Annotated in this window: 12 protein-coding genes; 7 read left to right on the top strand and 5 right to left on the bottom strand. The window is 60.8% G+C overall.

What is annotated here, in order from left to right:
• The 6 genes from gcvT (at position 1) to AC0J6G_RS15230 (ending at position 8,968) form a co-directional block, all read left to right on the top strand.
• Positions 1–1,083, top strand: a complete 1,083-nt coding sequence (gcvT, locus tag AC0J6G_RS15255; protein ID WP_475249101.1) for a glycine cleavage system aminomethyltransferase GcvT — start codon at positions 1–3, stop codon at positions 1,081–1,083.
• A 140-nt stretch (positions 1,084–1,223) separates the two neighbouring features.
• Positions 1,224–1,613 carry a glycine cleavage system protein GcvH gene (gcvH, locus tag AC0J6G_RS15250; RefSeq protein ID WP_475249099.1) on the top strand — a complete coding sequence of 130 codons (390 nt, stop codon included), beginning with the start codon at positions 1,224–1,226 and terminating at the stop codon, positions 1,611–1,613.
• A 314-nt stretch (positions 1,614–1,927) separates the two neighbouring features.
• A complete protein-coding gene (locus AC0J6G_RS15245) occupies positions 1,928–4,234 on the top strand; it encodes an Orn/Lys/Arg family decarboxylase (RefSeq protein WP_475249098.1) in 2,307 nt (768 codons plus the stop codon).
• Positions 4,235–4,300: 66 nt separating this feature from the next.
• Complete coding sequence (locus AC0J6G_RS15240) at positions 4,301–6,601, top strand: Orn/Lys/Arg family decarboxylase (RefSeq protein ID WP_475249096.1); 2,301 nt, start codon at positions 4,301–4,303, stop codon at positions 6,599–6,601.
• 97 nt (positions 6,602–6,698) lie between these two features.
• Positions 6,699–8,027 carry a putrescine-ornithine antiporter gene (gene potE, locus AC0J6G_RS15235; protein ID WP_475249094.1) on the top strand — a complete coding sequence of 443 codons (1,329 nt, stop codon included), beginning with the start codon at positions 6,699–6,701 and terminating at the stop codon, positions 8,025–8,027.
• 35 nt (positions 8,028–8,062) lie between these two features.
• Positions 8,063–8,968 (top strand): amino acid ABC transporter substrate-binding protein, encoded by a 906-nt coding sequence (locus AC0J6G_RS15230; protein ID WP_475249092.1) that lies wholly within the window; start codon positions 8,063–8,065, stop codon positions 8,966–8,968.
• Positions 8,969–9,027: 59 nt separating this feature from the next.
• Here AC0J6G_RS15230 and AC0J6G_RS15225 read toward each other — a convergent pair whose 3' ends face one another.
• From AC0J6G_RS15225 to AC0J6G_RS15215, 3 genes are all read right to left on the bottom strand, one after another.
• Complete coding sequence (locus AC0J6G_RS15225; RefSeq protein WP_475249090.1) at positions 9,028–9,474, bottom strand: NfeD family protein; 447 nt, start codon at positions 9,472–9,474, stop codon at positions 9,028–9,030.
• Between the two features lie 3 nt (positions 9,475–9,477).
• Complete coding sequence (locus AC0J6G_RS15220) at positions 9,478–10,398, bottom strand: SPFH domain-containing protein (RefSeq protein ID WP_475249088.1); 921 nt, start codon at positions 10,396–10,398, stop codon at positions 9,478–9,480.
• Between the two features lie 121 nt (positions 10,399–10,519).
• Positions 10,520–12,106: a L,D-transpeptidase family protein gene (locus AC0J6G_RS15215; protein WP_475249086.1), complete on the bottom strand. Its 1,587-nt coding sequence runs from the start codon at positions 12,104–12,106 to the stop codon at positions 10,520–10,522.
• A gap of 248 nt (positions 12,107–12,354) precedes the next feature.
• Between AC0J6G_RS15215 and AC0J6G_RS15210 the strand changes: the two genes are divergently transcribed.
• Positions 12,355–13,023, top strand: coding sequence for a murein L,D-transpeptidase catalytic domain family protein (locus AC0J6G_RS15210; RefSeq protein WP_475249084.1), 669 nt, complete (start codon positions 12,355–12,357; stop codon positions 13,021–13,023).
• A gap of 4 nt (positions 13,024–13,027) precedes the next feature.
• Here the strand turns inward: AC0J6G_RS15210 and tfpB are convergent, their stop codons facing one another.
• Positions 13,028–14,812 carry a type IV pilus assembly ATPase TfpB gene (gene tfpB, locus AC0J6G_RS15205; protein ID WP_475249083.1) on the bottom strand — a complete coding sequence of 595 codons (1,785 nt, stop codon included), beginning with the start codon at positions 14,810–14,812 and terminating at the stop codon, positions 13,028–13,030.
• A gap of 118 nt (positions 14,813–14,930) precedes the next feature.
• Positions 14,931–15,605 carry a ribose-5-phosphate isomerase RpiA gene (gene rpiA, locus AC0J6G_RS15200; RefSeq protein WP_475253776.1) on the bottom strand — a complete coding sequence of 225 codons (675 nt, stop codon included), beginning with the start codon at positions 15,603–15,605 and terminating at the stop codon, positions 14,931–14,933.
• Positions 15,606–15,736 lie beyond the last annotated feature (131 nt).

Here is a 15,736-nt window from a genome sequence, read left to right as displayed (position 1 = left end):
ATGGGACAGCGCACACCGCTCTACGACTTGCACCTGGCGTTGGGTGCCAAGATGGTTGACTTCGGCGGTTGGGACATGCCGTTGCACTATGGCTCGCAGGTTGAGGAGCACCACGAAGTGCGTCGCGACTGCGGGGTGTTCGATGTGTCGCACATGACCGTGGTGGATGTCAGCGGCAGCCAGGCCAAGGCATACCTGCAACACCTGTTGGCCAACGACGTTGAGCACCTGCAAACGACTGGCAAGGCCCTCTACAGCGCCATGCTCAACGAGCAGGGCGGGGTGGTGGATGATTTGCTCGTCTACTTGCTGGATGCGGGTTACCGCGTGGTCAGCAACGCCTCAACCCGTGACAAAGACCTGGCCTGGATGCGCCTGCAGAGCGTCGACTTCGATGTGCAGTTGCACGAACGCAGCGAGTTGGCCATGTTGGCGATTCAGGGGCCGCACGCCCGTAGCAAGACCGCCGAGCTGGTCAGCTCGTCCCGCGCCAGTTTGATTCAACGTCTCAAGCCGTTTGAAGGCCAGCCGGATGGCGACTGGTTTATCGCCCGTACCGGTTACACCGGTGAAGACGGCCTGGAAATCATCCTGCCTGCTGACCAGGTTGTGGCATTCCTGAATGATTTAGTCGGTGCCGGTATTTCACCGATTGGCCTGGGCGCGCGCGATACCCTGCGTCTGGAATCCGGGCTGAATCTGTATGGTCAGGACATGGACGAAAGCGTTACCCCGCTGGCGTCCAACATGGCCTGGACCATCGCTTGGGAGCCGGCCAACCGTGGCTTTGTTGGCCGTGCTGCCTTGCAGAAGCAAAAGGCTGAAGGCGTCGGCTTTAAGCTGGTGGGCCTGGTGCTGGAAGAGCGCGGCGTGCTGCGTGCGCACCAAGTAGTAAGGGTTGAAGGGATCGGCGAAGGTGAGATCACCAGCGGCAGTTTCTCGCCAACGCTGGGTAAATCCATCGCCTTGGCACGCGTGCCGGTCACGACCGGTGAGCGTGCTGAAGTGGAAATCCGCAGCAAGTGGTACCCGGTGCGGGTGGTGAAGCCGACTTTTGTACGCAATGGCAAGGCTCTGATCTGAGCCTCGTCTGGCCATGGACGGTTGAGCGCGCGCGTTTTGAGCGCCGCGCCAGGTTTTAAAAGACTTTCTTTCGGTATGGCCAAGGCCTGCTAAATTTCCATGACGGCGTGGTCGCCGTCATGCCAGATGAGGAACGACACATGAGCACTATCCCCGCCGATCTGCGTTACGCCGCCAGCCACGAATGGGCGCGCCTGGAAGCCGATGGCAGCGTTACCGTAGGTATTTCCGACCACGCTCAGGAAGCCCTGGGTGATGTGGTGTTCATCGAGCTGCCGGAAGTCGGCAAAACCCTGAATGCCGGTCAGGAAGCGGGTGTGGTGGAATCCGTCAAGGCCGCCTCCGATATCTACGCGCCAGTTTCCGGTGAAGTGATCGCGATCAACGATGGCTTGGCCGACAGCCCGGAAAGCGTCAACAGCGACCCATATGGCAGCTGGTTCTTCAAGCTCAAGCCAAGTGCTGCCAGCGAGTTGGATAAGCTGCTGGATGCGGCGGCTTATAAAGCGGCCGCCGACAGTGACGCTTAAGCGATCAGCTCACCCCAAAGCCCTGCCTAGCAGGGCTTTTTTTGTGGTTCCGGCCTGTCAGGGCGTAGCGGCCTAGTGGCGCGGATACGACTATTTATCCCGCCACGTTGTTTATCCCCTTAGAAAATTGGCGCGCCTCACAATGCTGGCTAGGCTGTTGATCCATGTCACAGAATGTTCGTGCGCTTGGCGCATAGTCAGCGGCAGATTTTTCCAAGGGCATCCCTTGGCTGGCTGTTCTGTGCACCTTTGAACGGGCGCGTAGGTATACGTTGTCGGCCGAATTTGCGCCAAAGGACTGTGGAGGCAATGTAATGATTGGACGCACCAACAAAACCCTGAAAATGCGTGTGCTGCTGGTTGATGACGACCTGGGCAGCCCTGGCAGCATGCGTGGCCGCGTGCTGAACGAATTGGTGGAGGAATTTGCCGAGCGCAATGCCGAGTTGATCAAAGCCATTTCGTTTGATGACGCACTGGCGGCCGTGGTGTCCGATGCCGCCCTGCACTGCGTGTGCGTCGACTGGACCTTGGGCAAGAACGATGATGCCTCGCACGCCCAGGCGTTGGAATTACTGCGCACCATTCGTCAGCGCAACGAGAACCTGCCGGTGTTTCTGCTGGCCGATCGTAACGCGAAAAAGAGCATCACCGTCGAGGCCATGGAGTTGGCGGATGAATTCGTCTGGATGCTCGAAGACACCGCGCCTTTTGTTGTTGGCCGGGTGATTGCCGCGATCAACCGCTACCTTGAACACTTACTGCCGCCCTTTACCGATGCGCTGCTGCGCTACACCCGCAAGGACGAACACTCCTGGGCCGCGCCGGGGCACCAGGGTGGGATTGCCTTTACCAAATCGCCGGTCGGACGGGTATTTTTCGACTTCTTTGGTGAAAACCTGTTTCGTGCTGACAGCGGCATTGAGCGCGGTAACCTCGGCTCGGTGCTGGATCACAGCGGCCCGGTGGCGGACTCCGAAGCCTACGTGGCGCGCATCTTCGGCGCCCATGCCTCCTACTCGGTATTGAATGGCACCTCGGGCTCGAACCGGGCGATCTTTATGGCCTGCGTCGGCGAAAACCAGTTCGCCCTGTGCGACCGCAATTGCCACAAATCCATCGAGCAAGGCCTGGTGCTGAGTGGCGGACTGCCGCTGTACATGACGCCCACGCGCAACCGGTACGGCATCATCGGGCCGTTATTGCCCGCGCAGTTTGACCCGCAGCGTATTCAAACAGCCATTGCCAACCACCCGCTGCGCGCGCAGGCCAAGGGTGACAAAGCGGTCTACGCAGTGGTCACCAACTGCACCTATGACGGCATGTGCCTGCACGCCGAGCGCGCGGAAAATCTGCTGGCGCAGAGCAGCGACCGCATCCATTTCGACGAAGCCTGGTACGGCTACGCGCGCTTTAATCCGCTGTATCAGAACCGTTTTGCCATGCGCGGTGAGCCCAGCAGCCACAAAGCCGATGCGCCCACGGTGTTTGCCACTCATTCCACCCACAAGCTGCTGGCCGCGCTGTCGCAGGCCTCGTTTATCCATATTCGTAATGGCCGCAACCCGGTCGAGCACAGCCGCTTCAATGAGTCGTTTGTGATTCAGGCCAGCACCTCACCGCTGTATGCCCTGTTCGCCTCCAACGAAGTGGGCGCGGCGATGATGGACGGCAAGGGCGGCTACACCCTGACCCAGGACTCGATTCGCGAGGCCGTGGATTTTCGTCAGGCGCTGGCGCGCACCCACCGCGAGTTTGCCAGCCGTGGCGACTGGTTCTTCCAGCCGTGGAACGCGCCACAGGTGCGCGACAGTAAAACCGGCAACCCAGTTGATTTCGCCGACGCTGACCCCGAGCAACTGGTAAGCGACCCGGCCTGCTGGACGCTAGAGCCGGGTGCGCAGTGGCACGGCTTTGACGGCCTAGAAGAAGGCTGGTGCATGCTCGACCCGATCAAGGTCGGCATCATGGTGCCGGGCATGGGGGCTGACGGGCACCTGCTTGAACAGGGCATTCCCGCGCCGATCCTCGGTGCCTTCCTCTATCGCAACAACATCGTGCCCTCGCGCATCACCGACTTTATGGTGCTGTGCCTGTTCAGCATCGGCGTGACCAAAGGCAAATGGGCCACGCTGATCAACGTGCTGCTGGCCTTCAAACGCCATTACGACAACAACACGCCGCTGCAACGCGTGCTGCCGGACCTGCTTGCGCAAAACCCGCAACGTTATGCAGGCATGGGTTTGCGCGATCTGAGCACCGAGATGTTTGAGTACATGCGCAGCAGCCGCATGGATGCGCTACAGGCCGAGGCCTTTGGCAACCTGCCGCACATCGAGACCACCCCACGCGCTGCGTTTCAGGCCTTGCAAGCTGGTGAGGCGCAACTGCTGCCGCTGCATCAGGCAGCCGGGCGCGTCACCGCCGTTGGCATCATGCCGTATCCGCCGGGTATTCCGATTGTTATGCCCGGTGAGAACCTGGGGCCGCTGGATGGCCCTTGGATTCGTTATATCCAAGCCCTGCAGGATTGGGGCAATCACTTCCCCGGTTTTGAGAAAGAAGTGGAGGGCGCTGTGCATAAAGACGGCGACTACCACTTCTGGTGCCTTAACCCGTGATCAAGCGCGGGTAACTGCAATACGCCGGTTACCCGCGCAGCGGCATTCATTGAGAAGGAGTTCTGTATGAGTCATGCCAAGTTGCCGTTGCCGGCCTCACTGGCCCAACGTTACCCGGTGTTGATTGTGGTCAACACCCAGGAAAACCCTGACAGCATCGTTCTGCGCAGTGCCGAAGCGGTGGCTCAGGCCTTGTTGCAGCATGGCCTAGAGGTGACGCGGGTTAGCTCTCTGGGCGATGCCGAAATCGCCTTTCGTGCCAATCCGGCGTATTGCTGCGTGATCCTCGGCTGGGGCGCGTGCGAGGACAATCTGCTCCAGGCGATGAGCCTGATCCAACTGATCCGTCAGCGCACCGCGCAGTTGCCGATCATGCTCGGCATGAGCCAGGCCCACCATAGCCAAGTGCCGCTGGAGTTTGTCGAGAATATCGACGGTTTTATCTGGCAGCCCGAGGACAGCCCGGACTTTGTCGCTGGGCGCATCGAGGCCGCCGCCCGGCGTTATCTGGACAGCATCCTGCCGCCGTTTTTTGGCGCGCTGGTGAACTTCGCCGACACCCACGAATACTCCTGGCATACGCCGGGGCATACCGGCGGCACGGCCTTTATGAAAACCGCCGTGGGCCGCAGCTTTCTCGATTTTTACGGCGAGCAGATGCTGCGCTCCGACCTCAGTGTGTCGGTCGGAGAGCTGGGTTCGCTGAATGACCATTCCGGGCCGATTGCCGAAGCCGAGAAATACGCCGCGCGGGTGTTCGGCGCGGATTACACCTTCTTCTCAGTCGGCGGCAGTTCAGCCAGTAACGAGATCGTCTTGCACTCGGCTGTCACCGATGGCGACGCCGTGCTGGTCGACCGTAACTGCCACAAATCCTTGAACTACGCGCTGAACATGTCCGGCGCGGTGCCGCTGTACCTGCGTCCTCGGCGTAATGCGCGCGGGCTGATCGGCCCGGTGCCGCGCAGCGAGCTGACGCCTGAGGCGGTGGCGCAGAAAATTGCCGAAAGCCCGCTGATGGCTGACAAACAGGCGCGTCCGGTTTTGGCCGTGCTGACCAACTCGACCTATGACGGCCTCTGCTACAACGTGCAAACCACCACCCGCGAGCTGAGCCGCAGCGTCGACCGTATTCACTACGACGAAGCCTGGTACGCCTACGCGCGCTTCAATCCCTTGTATGAGGGCCGTTACGGCATGCACCGCGGCGAACGGCATGCCGACGACGCCACAGTGACCGTCACCCACTCCACCCACAAGCTGCTGGCGGCGCTGTCGCAGGCGTCGATGATCCATATCCGCTCGGGCAAGGTGCCGGTCAAACCGGCGTTGTTCAACGAAGCCTTTATGATGCACACCTCGACCTCGCCGCAGTACAGCATCATCGCCTCCACCGATGTCTCGGCGAAGATGATGGACGACGCCGGCGAGTACCTCACCGATGAGTCGATCAGTGAGGCCATCAGCTTTCGCCAGGCCATGGTTCGTTTGGGCACCGAAGTACGCAAACGCAACCCGCAGGATTGGTGGTTTGGCGTGTGGCAGCCGGATGAAGTCAACGGTGTGCCGTTTGCCGAGCTGGACCCGCAGACCCTGCACCATGGCGATGCCTGGGTGCTCAAGCCAACGGCCAACTGGCATGGCTTCGGGGATTTGGGCAGCGATTACTGCATGCTCGACCCGATCAAGGTCACCGTGCTGACGCCCGGCCAGACGCTTGAAGGGCAGATGCAAGACAGCGGCATTCCGGCACCGCTGGTGTCGTCCTTTCTCGCCAGCCGCGGCATTGTGGTGGAAAAAACCGAGCCGTATTCGATCCTCCTGCTATTCAGCCTGGGCGTGACCAAGGGCAAATGGGGCTCACTGGTGGCCGGCTTGCTGGAGTTCAAGAAGCACTACGACCAGAACGCGTCGCTGGAACTGGTGATGCCCGAGCTGGTCGCCAACTACCCAGCGCGCTACAGCGGCATGGGCCTCAAAGACCTGGCCGATGCCATGCATACGGACATGCTCGCCTCCAAGCTGCTGCATAACATGGACGCCGCCTTCAGCTTGCTGCCCGATGTGGTGTCTTCGCCGCGCATCACCTTTGCCAGCCTGGTTAAAGGCCAGGTCGAGCAGATTGCCGTGCGCGACATGCAGGACCGTACCGTGGCCGTGCAGATCGTGCCCTATCCGCCGGGCATTCCGCTGATGATGCCGGGCGAGAAGGCCGGCGCAAACAAGCAGGCGATCATCGATTACTTGCTGGCCATGGAGCTATTCGACAGCCACTTCCCCGGTTTTGAGCACGACAATCATGGCGTCGAGATCGAGCGCGATGGTCTCGGTGGGCTGACGTACAAGGTGTATGTGGTCAAACAGTAAGCGCTTGAGCCTGCTGGCGGTTGAGGCCGCCGACAGGTTCTTTGCCACATCAGGTGGTGCTGGCTGAGTCAGTGCTGCGAAGAACAAGGAGAGGTCGATGGCTGCGTCAAGCAAGAAGATGAGCCTGGTGGGGCTCACCACCCTGGTGGCGGTCAATATGATGGGCTCGGGCATCATCATGTTGCCGTCGAGCATGGCCCAGTTGGGGGCCGTTTCGCTGTTGTCATGGATCATTACGGCCGTTGGCTCCATGGCCATTGCCTACTGTTTTGCCCAGTGCGGGATTTACTGTCATCGCTCGGGCGGCATGTCGGCTTACAGCGAGGAGGCGCACGGTAAGTCGGCGTTCTTCCTCTGTTCGTTTCTGTATTTCCTCTCGCTGGCCATCGGCAACGTGGCCATCGGTATTTCCGCGGTGGGTTACCTCACGCCGTTCTTCCCCTGGCTCGGCACGGGCGCGATTCCGCTGTTTGTCGGCACTGTGGGGCTGATCTGGCTGACCACGGTGGCCAACTTCGGTGGCCCCAACATCACCGGCAAAATCGGCTCCATCACCGTGTGGGGCGTGATCATTCCGGTGGCGGGGCTGAGTGTGATTGGCTGGTTCTGGTTTGACGCCCAGATCCTCAAGGAGGCTTGGAACCCACACAACATGCCGCTCAGCGATGCCATCGCACAGAGTATTCCGCTGACCTTATGGGCCTTCCTCGGTATGGAGTCTGCGGCGCAAAACTCCGATGCAGTGGAAAACCCCGAGCGCAACGTGCCACTGGCCTGCCTGTTCGGCACCCTGGGCGCGGCAGTGGTCTATGTGCTGTCGACCACCGTGATTCAGGGGATTGTGCCGAACGCTGAGCTGGCCAATTCCAGCGCACCCTTTGCCTATGTCTATGCGCAGATGTTCAACCCCTTTATTGGCAACATCATCATGGGCTTGGCGGTGATGGCCTGTATTGGTTCGCTGTTGGGTTGGCAATTCACCCTGGCGCAAACCGCCAAGGTCACGGCCGATCAGGGCATGTTCTTCAAGCTGTTCGGCAAGGTGACGGCGGCCAACGCGCCGGTTATCGGCATGATCGTATGCGGTGTGCTGCAAACCCTGCTGGCCCTTTCGACCATCTCACCCAATGCCAGCGAGCAGTTCAGCAAGCTGGTCAACCTGGCGGCGGTCACCAACCTGATCCCCTACATCACGGCGCTCTCCGGCTTGATGGTGATCATGTACAAGGCACGGGTCAGCGCAACGATCTACATGCGTAACGTGATGGTGCTGATGGTGGCCATGGTTTATTGCTTCTACGCCTTGTATGCCTCAGGCAAGGATGCCGTGTTCGGCTCCATGCTGGTGCTGGCGTTGGGCTACCTACTGTATGGCTTTATCGCCAAGCGCTTTGTCGCTGAGCAACCCGCATCAGGTAAGGCCTAATGGCCAGTAAACCCTTTGAATCTGGGGATATGGATATGAATTTTAACCTGTGTAATCCGTTCAATCTGCTGTTGGTCTGCCTCCTGGCGCTGTCGCCTGTTGCCAATGCCGATACCTTGCAGCGCGTCGAAGGCAGCAACACGCTTAATTTGGGCTACATCGACGACATCGCGCCCTTTAGCAGCCTGCAAAACGGTGAAGTAACAGGCTATGCCATCGAGCTGTGCCAGAAGGTGGTTGAGCAGGTCAAAACCGAGCTTAACATCCCCGATTTGCAGGTGCGTTTTCAGCCGGTTACTGAGGCGCAAGGGCTGGCAGCGGTGCGTGATGGATCGCTCGATCTGATTTGCTCGCCGACGCTGGAGAGCCTCACGCAGCGCAAAAACGTCAGCTTCTCGCTGCCAATTTACACGGCAGGTCTGGCGGTATTGGTGCGCAATGATGCCCCCGAAGCACTGCTCAAAGTGCTTAACGGTGAGGTCGCGCACAGTGGGCCGACCTGGCGCGCCACGATCAATCGCGGCTTGGCCAACCACACCTACGCGGTTAAACAGGGTGAAGCCACAGAGGCCTGGATTCGCAAGCAGCAACGCATGCTGGGTGTGGTCGCCACGGTGGTGACTGTCAGCAGTCAGGAGGAGGGCGTGCAATTGGTGGCCGAAGGTAAGGCCGATGCCTTCTTCTCAGAACGCATGCTGCTGAAAAATTACCTGGCCAAGCGTGATGATGCCAGCGCCATGCAAGTGCTGGAGCGTATCTACGAATATGCGCCGGTGGCCATGGCGTTGCCGCGCGGTGATGAAGACTTCCGCTTGCTGGTTGATACGGCGTTGAGCGAGACCCAGCGTTCGGGCGAGCTGGAGCAAATTTACAGCCGCTACTTTGGCGAGCCGGGGGAAATGGTCAAGGTGCTGTTTAAGGTTTACGCACTGCCTAAGTGACTGCGAGTTAACCCGGCACGTGGCGTTATCCGCCAGTGCCGGGTCAGTGGTCAGGCGGGCTACTCAGCCTCAACTCGCAACACCACCCCTTCCTGGCCCACCACGCGCACCGGCGCACCGGCCGGCAGATCCGGGCCGGTTACCAGCCACAGGCTGTCGCCTGCTTTGATCTTGCCGCGTCCGGCGCTGATGGCCTCATGCAGCACAAAACCGCGCCCCATAAATTCGCTGCCACGTTGGTTCAGCCCCGGTTGATCGGAGGGTTTGGCCGCGCTGCGTTGGCGCTGCCACCAGAACACGGCGGTCAGTATCGAGAGCACACCGAACAGGATGAACTGCGCCGCCCATGGCAAGCCCGGAAATATAAAGGTCAGCAGGCCGACGCTGGCGGCGGCCAGGCCGATCCACAGCAAATAGCCACCCGCGCCGAACACTTCAAGAATCAGCAACAAGGTGCCGATTGCCAACCAGTTCCAGTACGACAGGTGCTGCAGCGTGTCCCACATGGCTTAACCCTTCTTCTCGGCGAAGGTGGCTTTCACGATTTCACTGATACCGCCCACCGCGCCAATCACCTGGCTGGCTTCCAGTGGCATCAGGATCACCTTGCTGTTGTTGGCGCTGGCCAATTGGCCAAGGGCTTCGATGTATTTCTGCGCAACGAAATAGTTGACCGCCTGCACGTTACCCTGAGCAATCGCCTCGGAAACCATGCGCGTGGCTTCGGCTTCCGCCTGGGCGGCACGTTCGCGTGCTTCAGCTTCAAGGAAGGCCGCTTGACGCTGACCTTCGGCCTTAAGGATGTCGCCCTGTTTCTGCCCTTCAGCGGTAAGGATGGCCGCTGCACGCAGGCCTTCGGCTTCGAGAATTTGCGCGCGCTTGATCCGTTCGGCTTTCATCTGCCCGGACATAGCGGCCATCAGGTCGGCGGGCGGGCTGATGTCCTTGATCTCGATGCGGGTGATTTTGATGCCCCATGGCGCGGTGGCTTCATCGACGGTGCGTAGTAGTTTCTCGTTGATCGCATCGCGCTGGCCGAGCATGGCGTCCAGCTCCATGGAGCCGAGCACGGTACGGATATTGGTCATCACCAGGTTACGGATGGCATGTTCAAGGTTGTTTACCTCGTACGCCGCCTGGGCCGAGTTGATGATCTGGAAGAAGCAAATGGCGTCGATCTGTACGGTGGCGTTATCGGCGGTGATCACTTCCTGCGGCGGAATATCCAGCACGTTTTCCATCACGTTGAGCTTACGGCCGATTTTGTCCATCACCGGCACGATGATGTTCAGGCCGGGTTTAAGGGTGTTGGTGTAGCGGCCGAAGCGCTCCACCGTCCATTCAAAGCCCTGCGGTACGACCTTAAAGCCCATAAAGACGATGGCGACGGCGAGGCCGACAAAAAGAAAAATGACGCTGCCGATTTCCATGTGGTGGAGCTCCTAGTGGGTTCGATTTTGCGAATTAGCGGTTTAAGTATCTAAGCACAGTTGGCGTGGGTGCTGCTGTCGATGCCGTTGCAGAGTGTGCCGAACAACGGGCGTTCAGGCCTTAATACGGCGTTTGTGTGAGCGCCTGGATCAGGCGGGCGTCGCGATTGTAGATGTCCGGGTAATTACGCAGGGCGCCATCGTCTGTCGCTTCGGCCGTCCAATAGGCAATGAGCAGCGGGGCGGGATGTTGCAGGCGGTATTGCTGGGTGTTGCCGCTGGCAATGCGCGCTTGCACATCCTCCAGTTCCTCCGGCGTGAGCAGCCAGGCGAGCAGGCTGTCGACGGCCTCGACCCTTACGCAGCCCGAGCTGAATGCGCGCGGGGCCTTGTTGAACAGCTGCTGGCTGGGCGTGTCATGCAGATAAACCGCGAAGGGGTTGTCGAAGCGCACGGCTACGCGCCCGAGCGGGTTATGGCTGCCGGCGGACTGGCGCAGGCGTATCGCGCCGGGGTTTTCCCAGTCGATGCTCTGTGGGTCGAGCAGGTTGCCATCGCGGTCGAGCACGCTGAACTGATGGCGTTCGAGGTAGCTGATGTCTTCGCGGATGGCCGGCAGTTTGTCTTCGCGCAGAATGGTCGGCGGCACGGTCCAGGTCGGATTGAGGGTCAACCGCACAATGCGTGAGGCGAGCAGTGGCGTTTGCCGCTCGGCGCGGCCGACCTGGGTGCGGGTGCGCCAGAGCAGTTGATTGTGCCGCAGCACCTGCAACTCGCTGGCGGCGACATTAATCAGCACCTCGGCCTCAAGCATGGTGTCGGCCAGCCAGCGCAGGCGTTCGAGGTTGGTGCGCAGCTGCTCGCGGCGTAGCGCTGGGCTGATGTTCAGCTCGGTCAGGCTGGCGGGGCCGAGAATCCCGTCCGGGTTAAGGCCGTGGTTGCGCTGGAACTGCTCCAGGGCGCTTTGCGTGGCCAAATCATAAGTGCTGCCCCGCTCCTCAAACGGTACCGCCAGGTAGCCCTGGGCAATTAACCGTGCTCGCAACTCTGGCAAGCGCACATCCTTGCCGCCAGGCTTTAGCAGCGGGCCGCTTGCGAGCGTCTTCCATGCCGGCAGCGGCAGCAGACGCTGTTGCGCATAGGCGTTACGCAGCCGTTGGTATTGCCCGGTGGCCGGGCGTGCGCTGGCAAAGGCCAGGGACGGTGTGTGCACATGCAGCAGGGCCAGCGAAAGGGTCGCCAGTTGCGGGTCCGGGTGGGTTTGCCCGGGCGCCTGCCACAGCGGTTCCAGGAGTTGTGGCAGCAAGCGGCCACGGCGCAGGTGCATCAGCGCCTGCAGGTAGCTGTGGCTGGTCAGCAGGTCGGCGCAGTCAGGCTGTTGGGCGACGTGCTCCTCGCTCAGGTTAGGCAGTAGGTATTCGCTGGGCTGCAGGCCGTCGTCGGCTAATTGCGCCAGTTGCTCACGTAATTGCACGACTTGCTCGGCGTTTTGCCAGGCAGGCTGGCCGCCGCGCTGGGCATAGAAAGCCTGCAACAAGTGCTGGGCATTCTCGTCGAGGCTGGCCGGTAATGCGCCGCAGTATGGCTCCAGCTGCGTCAGTAATGGGCGCAGATCAGCGTGGGTGGCGAACGGTGCGTTGTCGGCATTCGCGACCAGTGGCAGGGTGAGCAGGGCGATGCTCAGGTAAAGTGTGCGTTTTTTGAACAATCTACTGCTCCAGTCCTTGGTTTAAGCGTACGTTTACGCTCTTGCAAGCGAGCGCCGTGCAGGCTTTTCACGCCGCAGGGTCGACGCACCGTATGGCGTGACTAGGCTCTAAAAGCGGCGTGGCCGCAATCAGTATAGGCAGAGGGGCGTCGGATCTTGTGACAGGGCGTTTTCAGGTACTTAGAGGTATAACGCATATGGTTGGGCGTTTTGGCAGGTTCTGCCTGATTGGCGTTTGGTTTTTTTGCATGCCGTTTTCAGCATTGGCGGCAGAGCAGGGAGGATTGCTCAGGGACCTGACGCGGATTGCGCCGGGGCTTGATCAGCAGGCGCTGCGTCATGCGCTGGCGGCCATGCAGTGCGCGGTCAACCATGGTGCTGAGCCGGCCCGCCGTTTGGCGGTAATCGATTATTCGCGGCCCTCCACCGAGCGGCGATTGTGGATTTTCGATCTGCAGCGCAAGCATCTGCTGTTGCGTGATTTTGTCGCCCATGGGCGCCAGTCGGGGGAGAACTATGCCGAGAATTTCTCCAATCGCCTGGGCAGCCATCAGAGCAGCCTCGGCCTGTTTCGTACCGCGGAAAGCTACCGCGGTAAGCACGGCTATTCCTTGCGCATGGACGGCTTGGAGCCTGGGCTGAATGACCTGGCCCGCGAGCGCGCCATCGTTATTCACGGTGCATCTTACGTCAGCCCGAGGTTGGTGCAGAGTCAGGGCCGGATCGGGCGCAGCCTCGGTTGCCCGGCCGTGCGTCCGGAAGTGGCGCGGATGGTGGTGGATCAGCTTAAGGGCGGGCAGTTTCTCTTTGCCTGGCACTCCGATCAGCGCTTGTTGCAAGCCTCCGCCTACCTGGAGTGCAAGCCGCAGCGGGTGGCGAGCATCCTCGCCCGCCAGCCGCGTTTGCCGAGAAGCTAGGCGCTTACTTCTGCTCGCTTTGCGGGGTGACCCGTAGCACTTCCTCAATGGTGGTCAGCCCAGCGGCAACCTTCTGCGCGCCGGACAGCCGCAGGCTGCGCATGCCTTCCTTGAACGCATGCCGGCGCAGGGCAATCAGGTCGGTATCAGCGGTGATCAGCGGTTTCATCGCATCATTGATCAGCATGATTTCATACACCCCGGCGCGGCCTCGGTAGCCGGTGTCGCGGCACTCCAGGCAGCCCACGGCGCTGTGCGCCTGAGTTGGCATCGGCGCACTCCAGGGTTTGGTCAGGCTTTGCCAGCCGTCTTCATCCAGCTCATGCGGCGCTTTGCAATGTGGGCACAGGGTACGCACCAGGCGCTGCGCCATGACCCCGAGCAGGGTGGCTTTGAGCAGGTAGTGCGGTACGCCCAGTTCCAGCAAACGGGTAATGGCGCTGGGGGCATCGTTGGTGTGCAGGGTCGACAGCACCAGGTGCCCGGTCAGCGCGGCCTGGATCGCCATCTCGGCCGTTTCCAGGTCGCGAATTTCACCGACCATGATGATGTCTGGGTCCTGGCGCATCAGCGCGCGCACGCCGCTGGCGAAGGTCAGGTCGATGTTGTGCTGCACCTGCATCTGGTTGAAGGCGCCTTCGATCATTTCGATCGGGTCTTCGATGGTGCACACGTTAACTTCTTGGGTCGCCAGCTGCTTGAGGGTGGTGTAGAGCGTGGTGGTCTTGCCCGAGCCAGTGGGGCCGGTAACCAGAATGATGCCATTGGGCTGGCTGGTCATGCTTTTCCAGCGTTTTAGGTCATCGGCGGAGAAACCCAGCTGATCAAAGCTTTTAAGCAGCACTTCGGGGTCGAAAATCCGCATCACCATTTTTTCGCCAAAGGCGGTGGGCATGGTCGATAAGCGCAGCTCAACTTCGCCGCCGTCCGGCGTCTTGGTTTTGACCCGGCCGTCCTGTGGTTTGCGTTTTTCCGCCACGTTCATCCGGCCCAAGCTTTTCAGGCGGCTGACGATGGCCATGGTCACCTGCGGCGGGAATTGGTAGACGGTGTGCAGCACGCCGTCGATGCGAAAGCGCACGCTGCCTTGCTCGCGGCGGGGTTCGATATGAATGTCGCTGGCGCGCTGGGTAAAGGCGTACTGGAACAGCCAGTCGACGATATTGACGACATGCGCATCGTTTGCGTCAGGCTCTTGGTCCTGGGCGCCGAGGTTGAGCAGCTGCTCAAAGTTGCCGACGTTGCTGATCTTGCTGTCGCCGGCCGAGGCACCGCTGACCGATTTGGCCAGGCGATAGAACTCCACGGTAAAGCGCTGGATATCTGTTGGGCTGGCCACCACGCGCTTGATCGAACGCTTGAGCACATGGGTCAGGTTGGCTTCCCAGCTGTGGACGAGCGGCTCGCTGCTGGCGATGGTGACGCTGTCGCTGTCCACTGCCACGGCAAGAATTTTGTGGCGCTGAGCGAAGGCGTAGGACATCAGCGGGGTGATGGCGGCGACATCAATCTTCAACGGGTCGATGCGCAGGAAGGGTTGCCCGCATTGCGCCGCCAGCCAGCTGGTCAGCCCTTCGAGCTCAAGCTTTTTGCCCGGATGTTTGAGGTCATCGAGTTGCTGAGCGGCGAGAAACTCCAGCGGGTGTTGCGGGTTGTTGGGGGCGCTGTGGCGGATCGCCAGGCATTGCTCGGCATTGTCTTGAGTGGTCCGGCCCTGGGCGACCAGCTCACGCAGCAGGTCGGCCAGTTCCAGCTGGCGATCATGGGCGGTTGCGACGAATGCGGACATAGAAATTCCCTGATAATCCTACTGGGCAATGCCGGCAGCATGACGCCTAGGGCGCGGGCTGTCTGCCGACATGATCCATTTTTGCACCGCCCCTATGATGTGCTGCGATGGGCGTTGATCAGGTGCGCTTGAGGGTTTTTACACCCTCAGCGGTGCCGAGCAGCAGCAGGTCGGCCGGGCGGGCGGCAAACAGGCCATTGGTGACCACGCCGACGATGGCATTGATCTGGCCTTCCAGCTCGGCGGGGTGGGTGATCGACAGGTTGAACACGTCGAGGATGATGTTGCCGTTGTCGGTCACCACGCCCTCGCGGTACACCGGGTCGCCGCCGAGTTTGACCAGTTGGCGGGCGACGTGGCTGCGCGCCATCGGGATGACTTCCACCGGCAGCGGGAAGGCGCCGAGCACCGGCACCAGCTTGCTGGCGTCGGCAATGCAGATAAAGGTGCGCGCCACGGCTGCGACGATTTTCTCGCGGGTCAGGGCTGCGCCGCCGCCCTTGATCAGGTTGAGCTGCGCGTCGCTTTCGTCGGCGCCGTCGATATAAAACTCCAGATCGCTGACGTTGTTCAGCTCATACACTGCAATGCCGTGGTCTTTGAGGCGCGCGGCGGTGGCTTCGGAGCTGGCGACGGCGCCGTCAAAATCAAATTTGTGCTTGGCCAGGGCATCGATAAAACAGTTGGCAGTGGAGCCGGTGCCCACGCCGATCACACTCTTGGCGTCGAGTTTGGGGAGAATGAAGTCGACGGCAGCCTGGGCGACGGCTTGCTTGAGTTGATCCTGGTTCATCATGGGGCCTGGTGCGGGAGTAAGGGGCGCAAATTATAGCGCGCCTGTGCCGCCCGCGAGCTTGCAGCTGGGAAAACCCCGGTGTTGTGTGGTCGTTCGGCGCGGGCCTGGGGTAGACTCGCGGACTCCCT

The organism is Pseudomonas sp. TS_SC_3, from assembly GCF_056156225.1.
Note: the sequence above shows the minus strand (reverse complement) of the source record. Positions and strands in the feature narration are given on the sequence as shown.

Coding starts and splice junctions, on each gene's coding strand:
- gcvT (WP_475249101.1), top strand. CDS start 1: ATGGGACAGCGCACACCGCTCTACGACTTGCACCTGGCGTTGGGTGCC.
- gcvH (WP_475249099.1), top strand. CDS start 1,224: ATGAGCACTATCCCCGCCGATCTGCGTTACGCCGCCAGCCACGAATGG.
- AC0J6G_RS15245 (WP_475249098.1), top strand. CDS start 1,928: ATGATTGGACGCACCAACAAAACCCTGAAAATGCGTGTGCTGCTGGTT.
- AC0J6G_RS15240 (WP_475249096.1), top strand. CDS start 4,301: ATGAGTCATGCCAAGTTGCCGTTGCCGGCCTCACTGGCCCAACGTTAC.
- potE (WP_475249094.1), top strand. CDS start 6,699: ATGGCTGCGTCAAGCAAGAAGATGAGCCTGGTGGGGCTCACCACCCTG.
- AC0J6G_RS15230 (WP_475249092.1), top strand. CDS start 8,063: ATGAATTTTAACCTGTGTAATCCGTTCAATCTGCTGTTGGTCTGCCTC.
- AC0J6G_RS15225 (WP_475249090.1), bottom strand. CDS start 9,474: ATGTGGGACACGCTGCAGCACCTGTCGTACTGGAACTGGTTGGCAATC.
- AC0J6G_RS15220 (WP_475249088.1), bottom strand. CDS start 10,398: ATGGAAATCGGCAGCGTCATTTTTCTTTTTGTCGGCCTCGCCGTCGCC.
- AC0J6G_RS15210 (WP_475249084.1), top strand. CDS start 12,355: ATGCCGTTTTCAGCATTGGCGGCAGAGCAGGGAGGATTGCTCAGGGAC.
- tfpB (WP_475249083.1), bottom strand. CDS start 14,812: ATGTCCGCATTCGTCGCAACCGCCCATGATCGCCAGCTGGAACTGGCC.
- rpiA (WP_475253776.1), bottom strand. CDS start 15,605: ATGAACCAGGATCAACTCAAGCAAGCCGTCGCCCAGGCTGCCGTCGAC.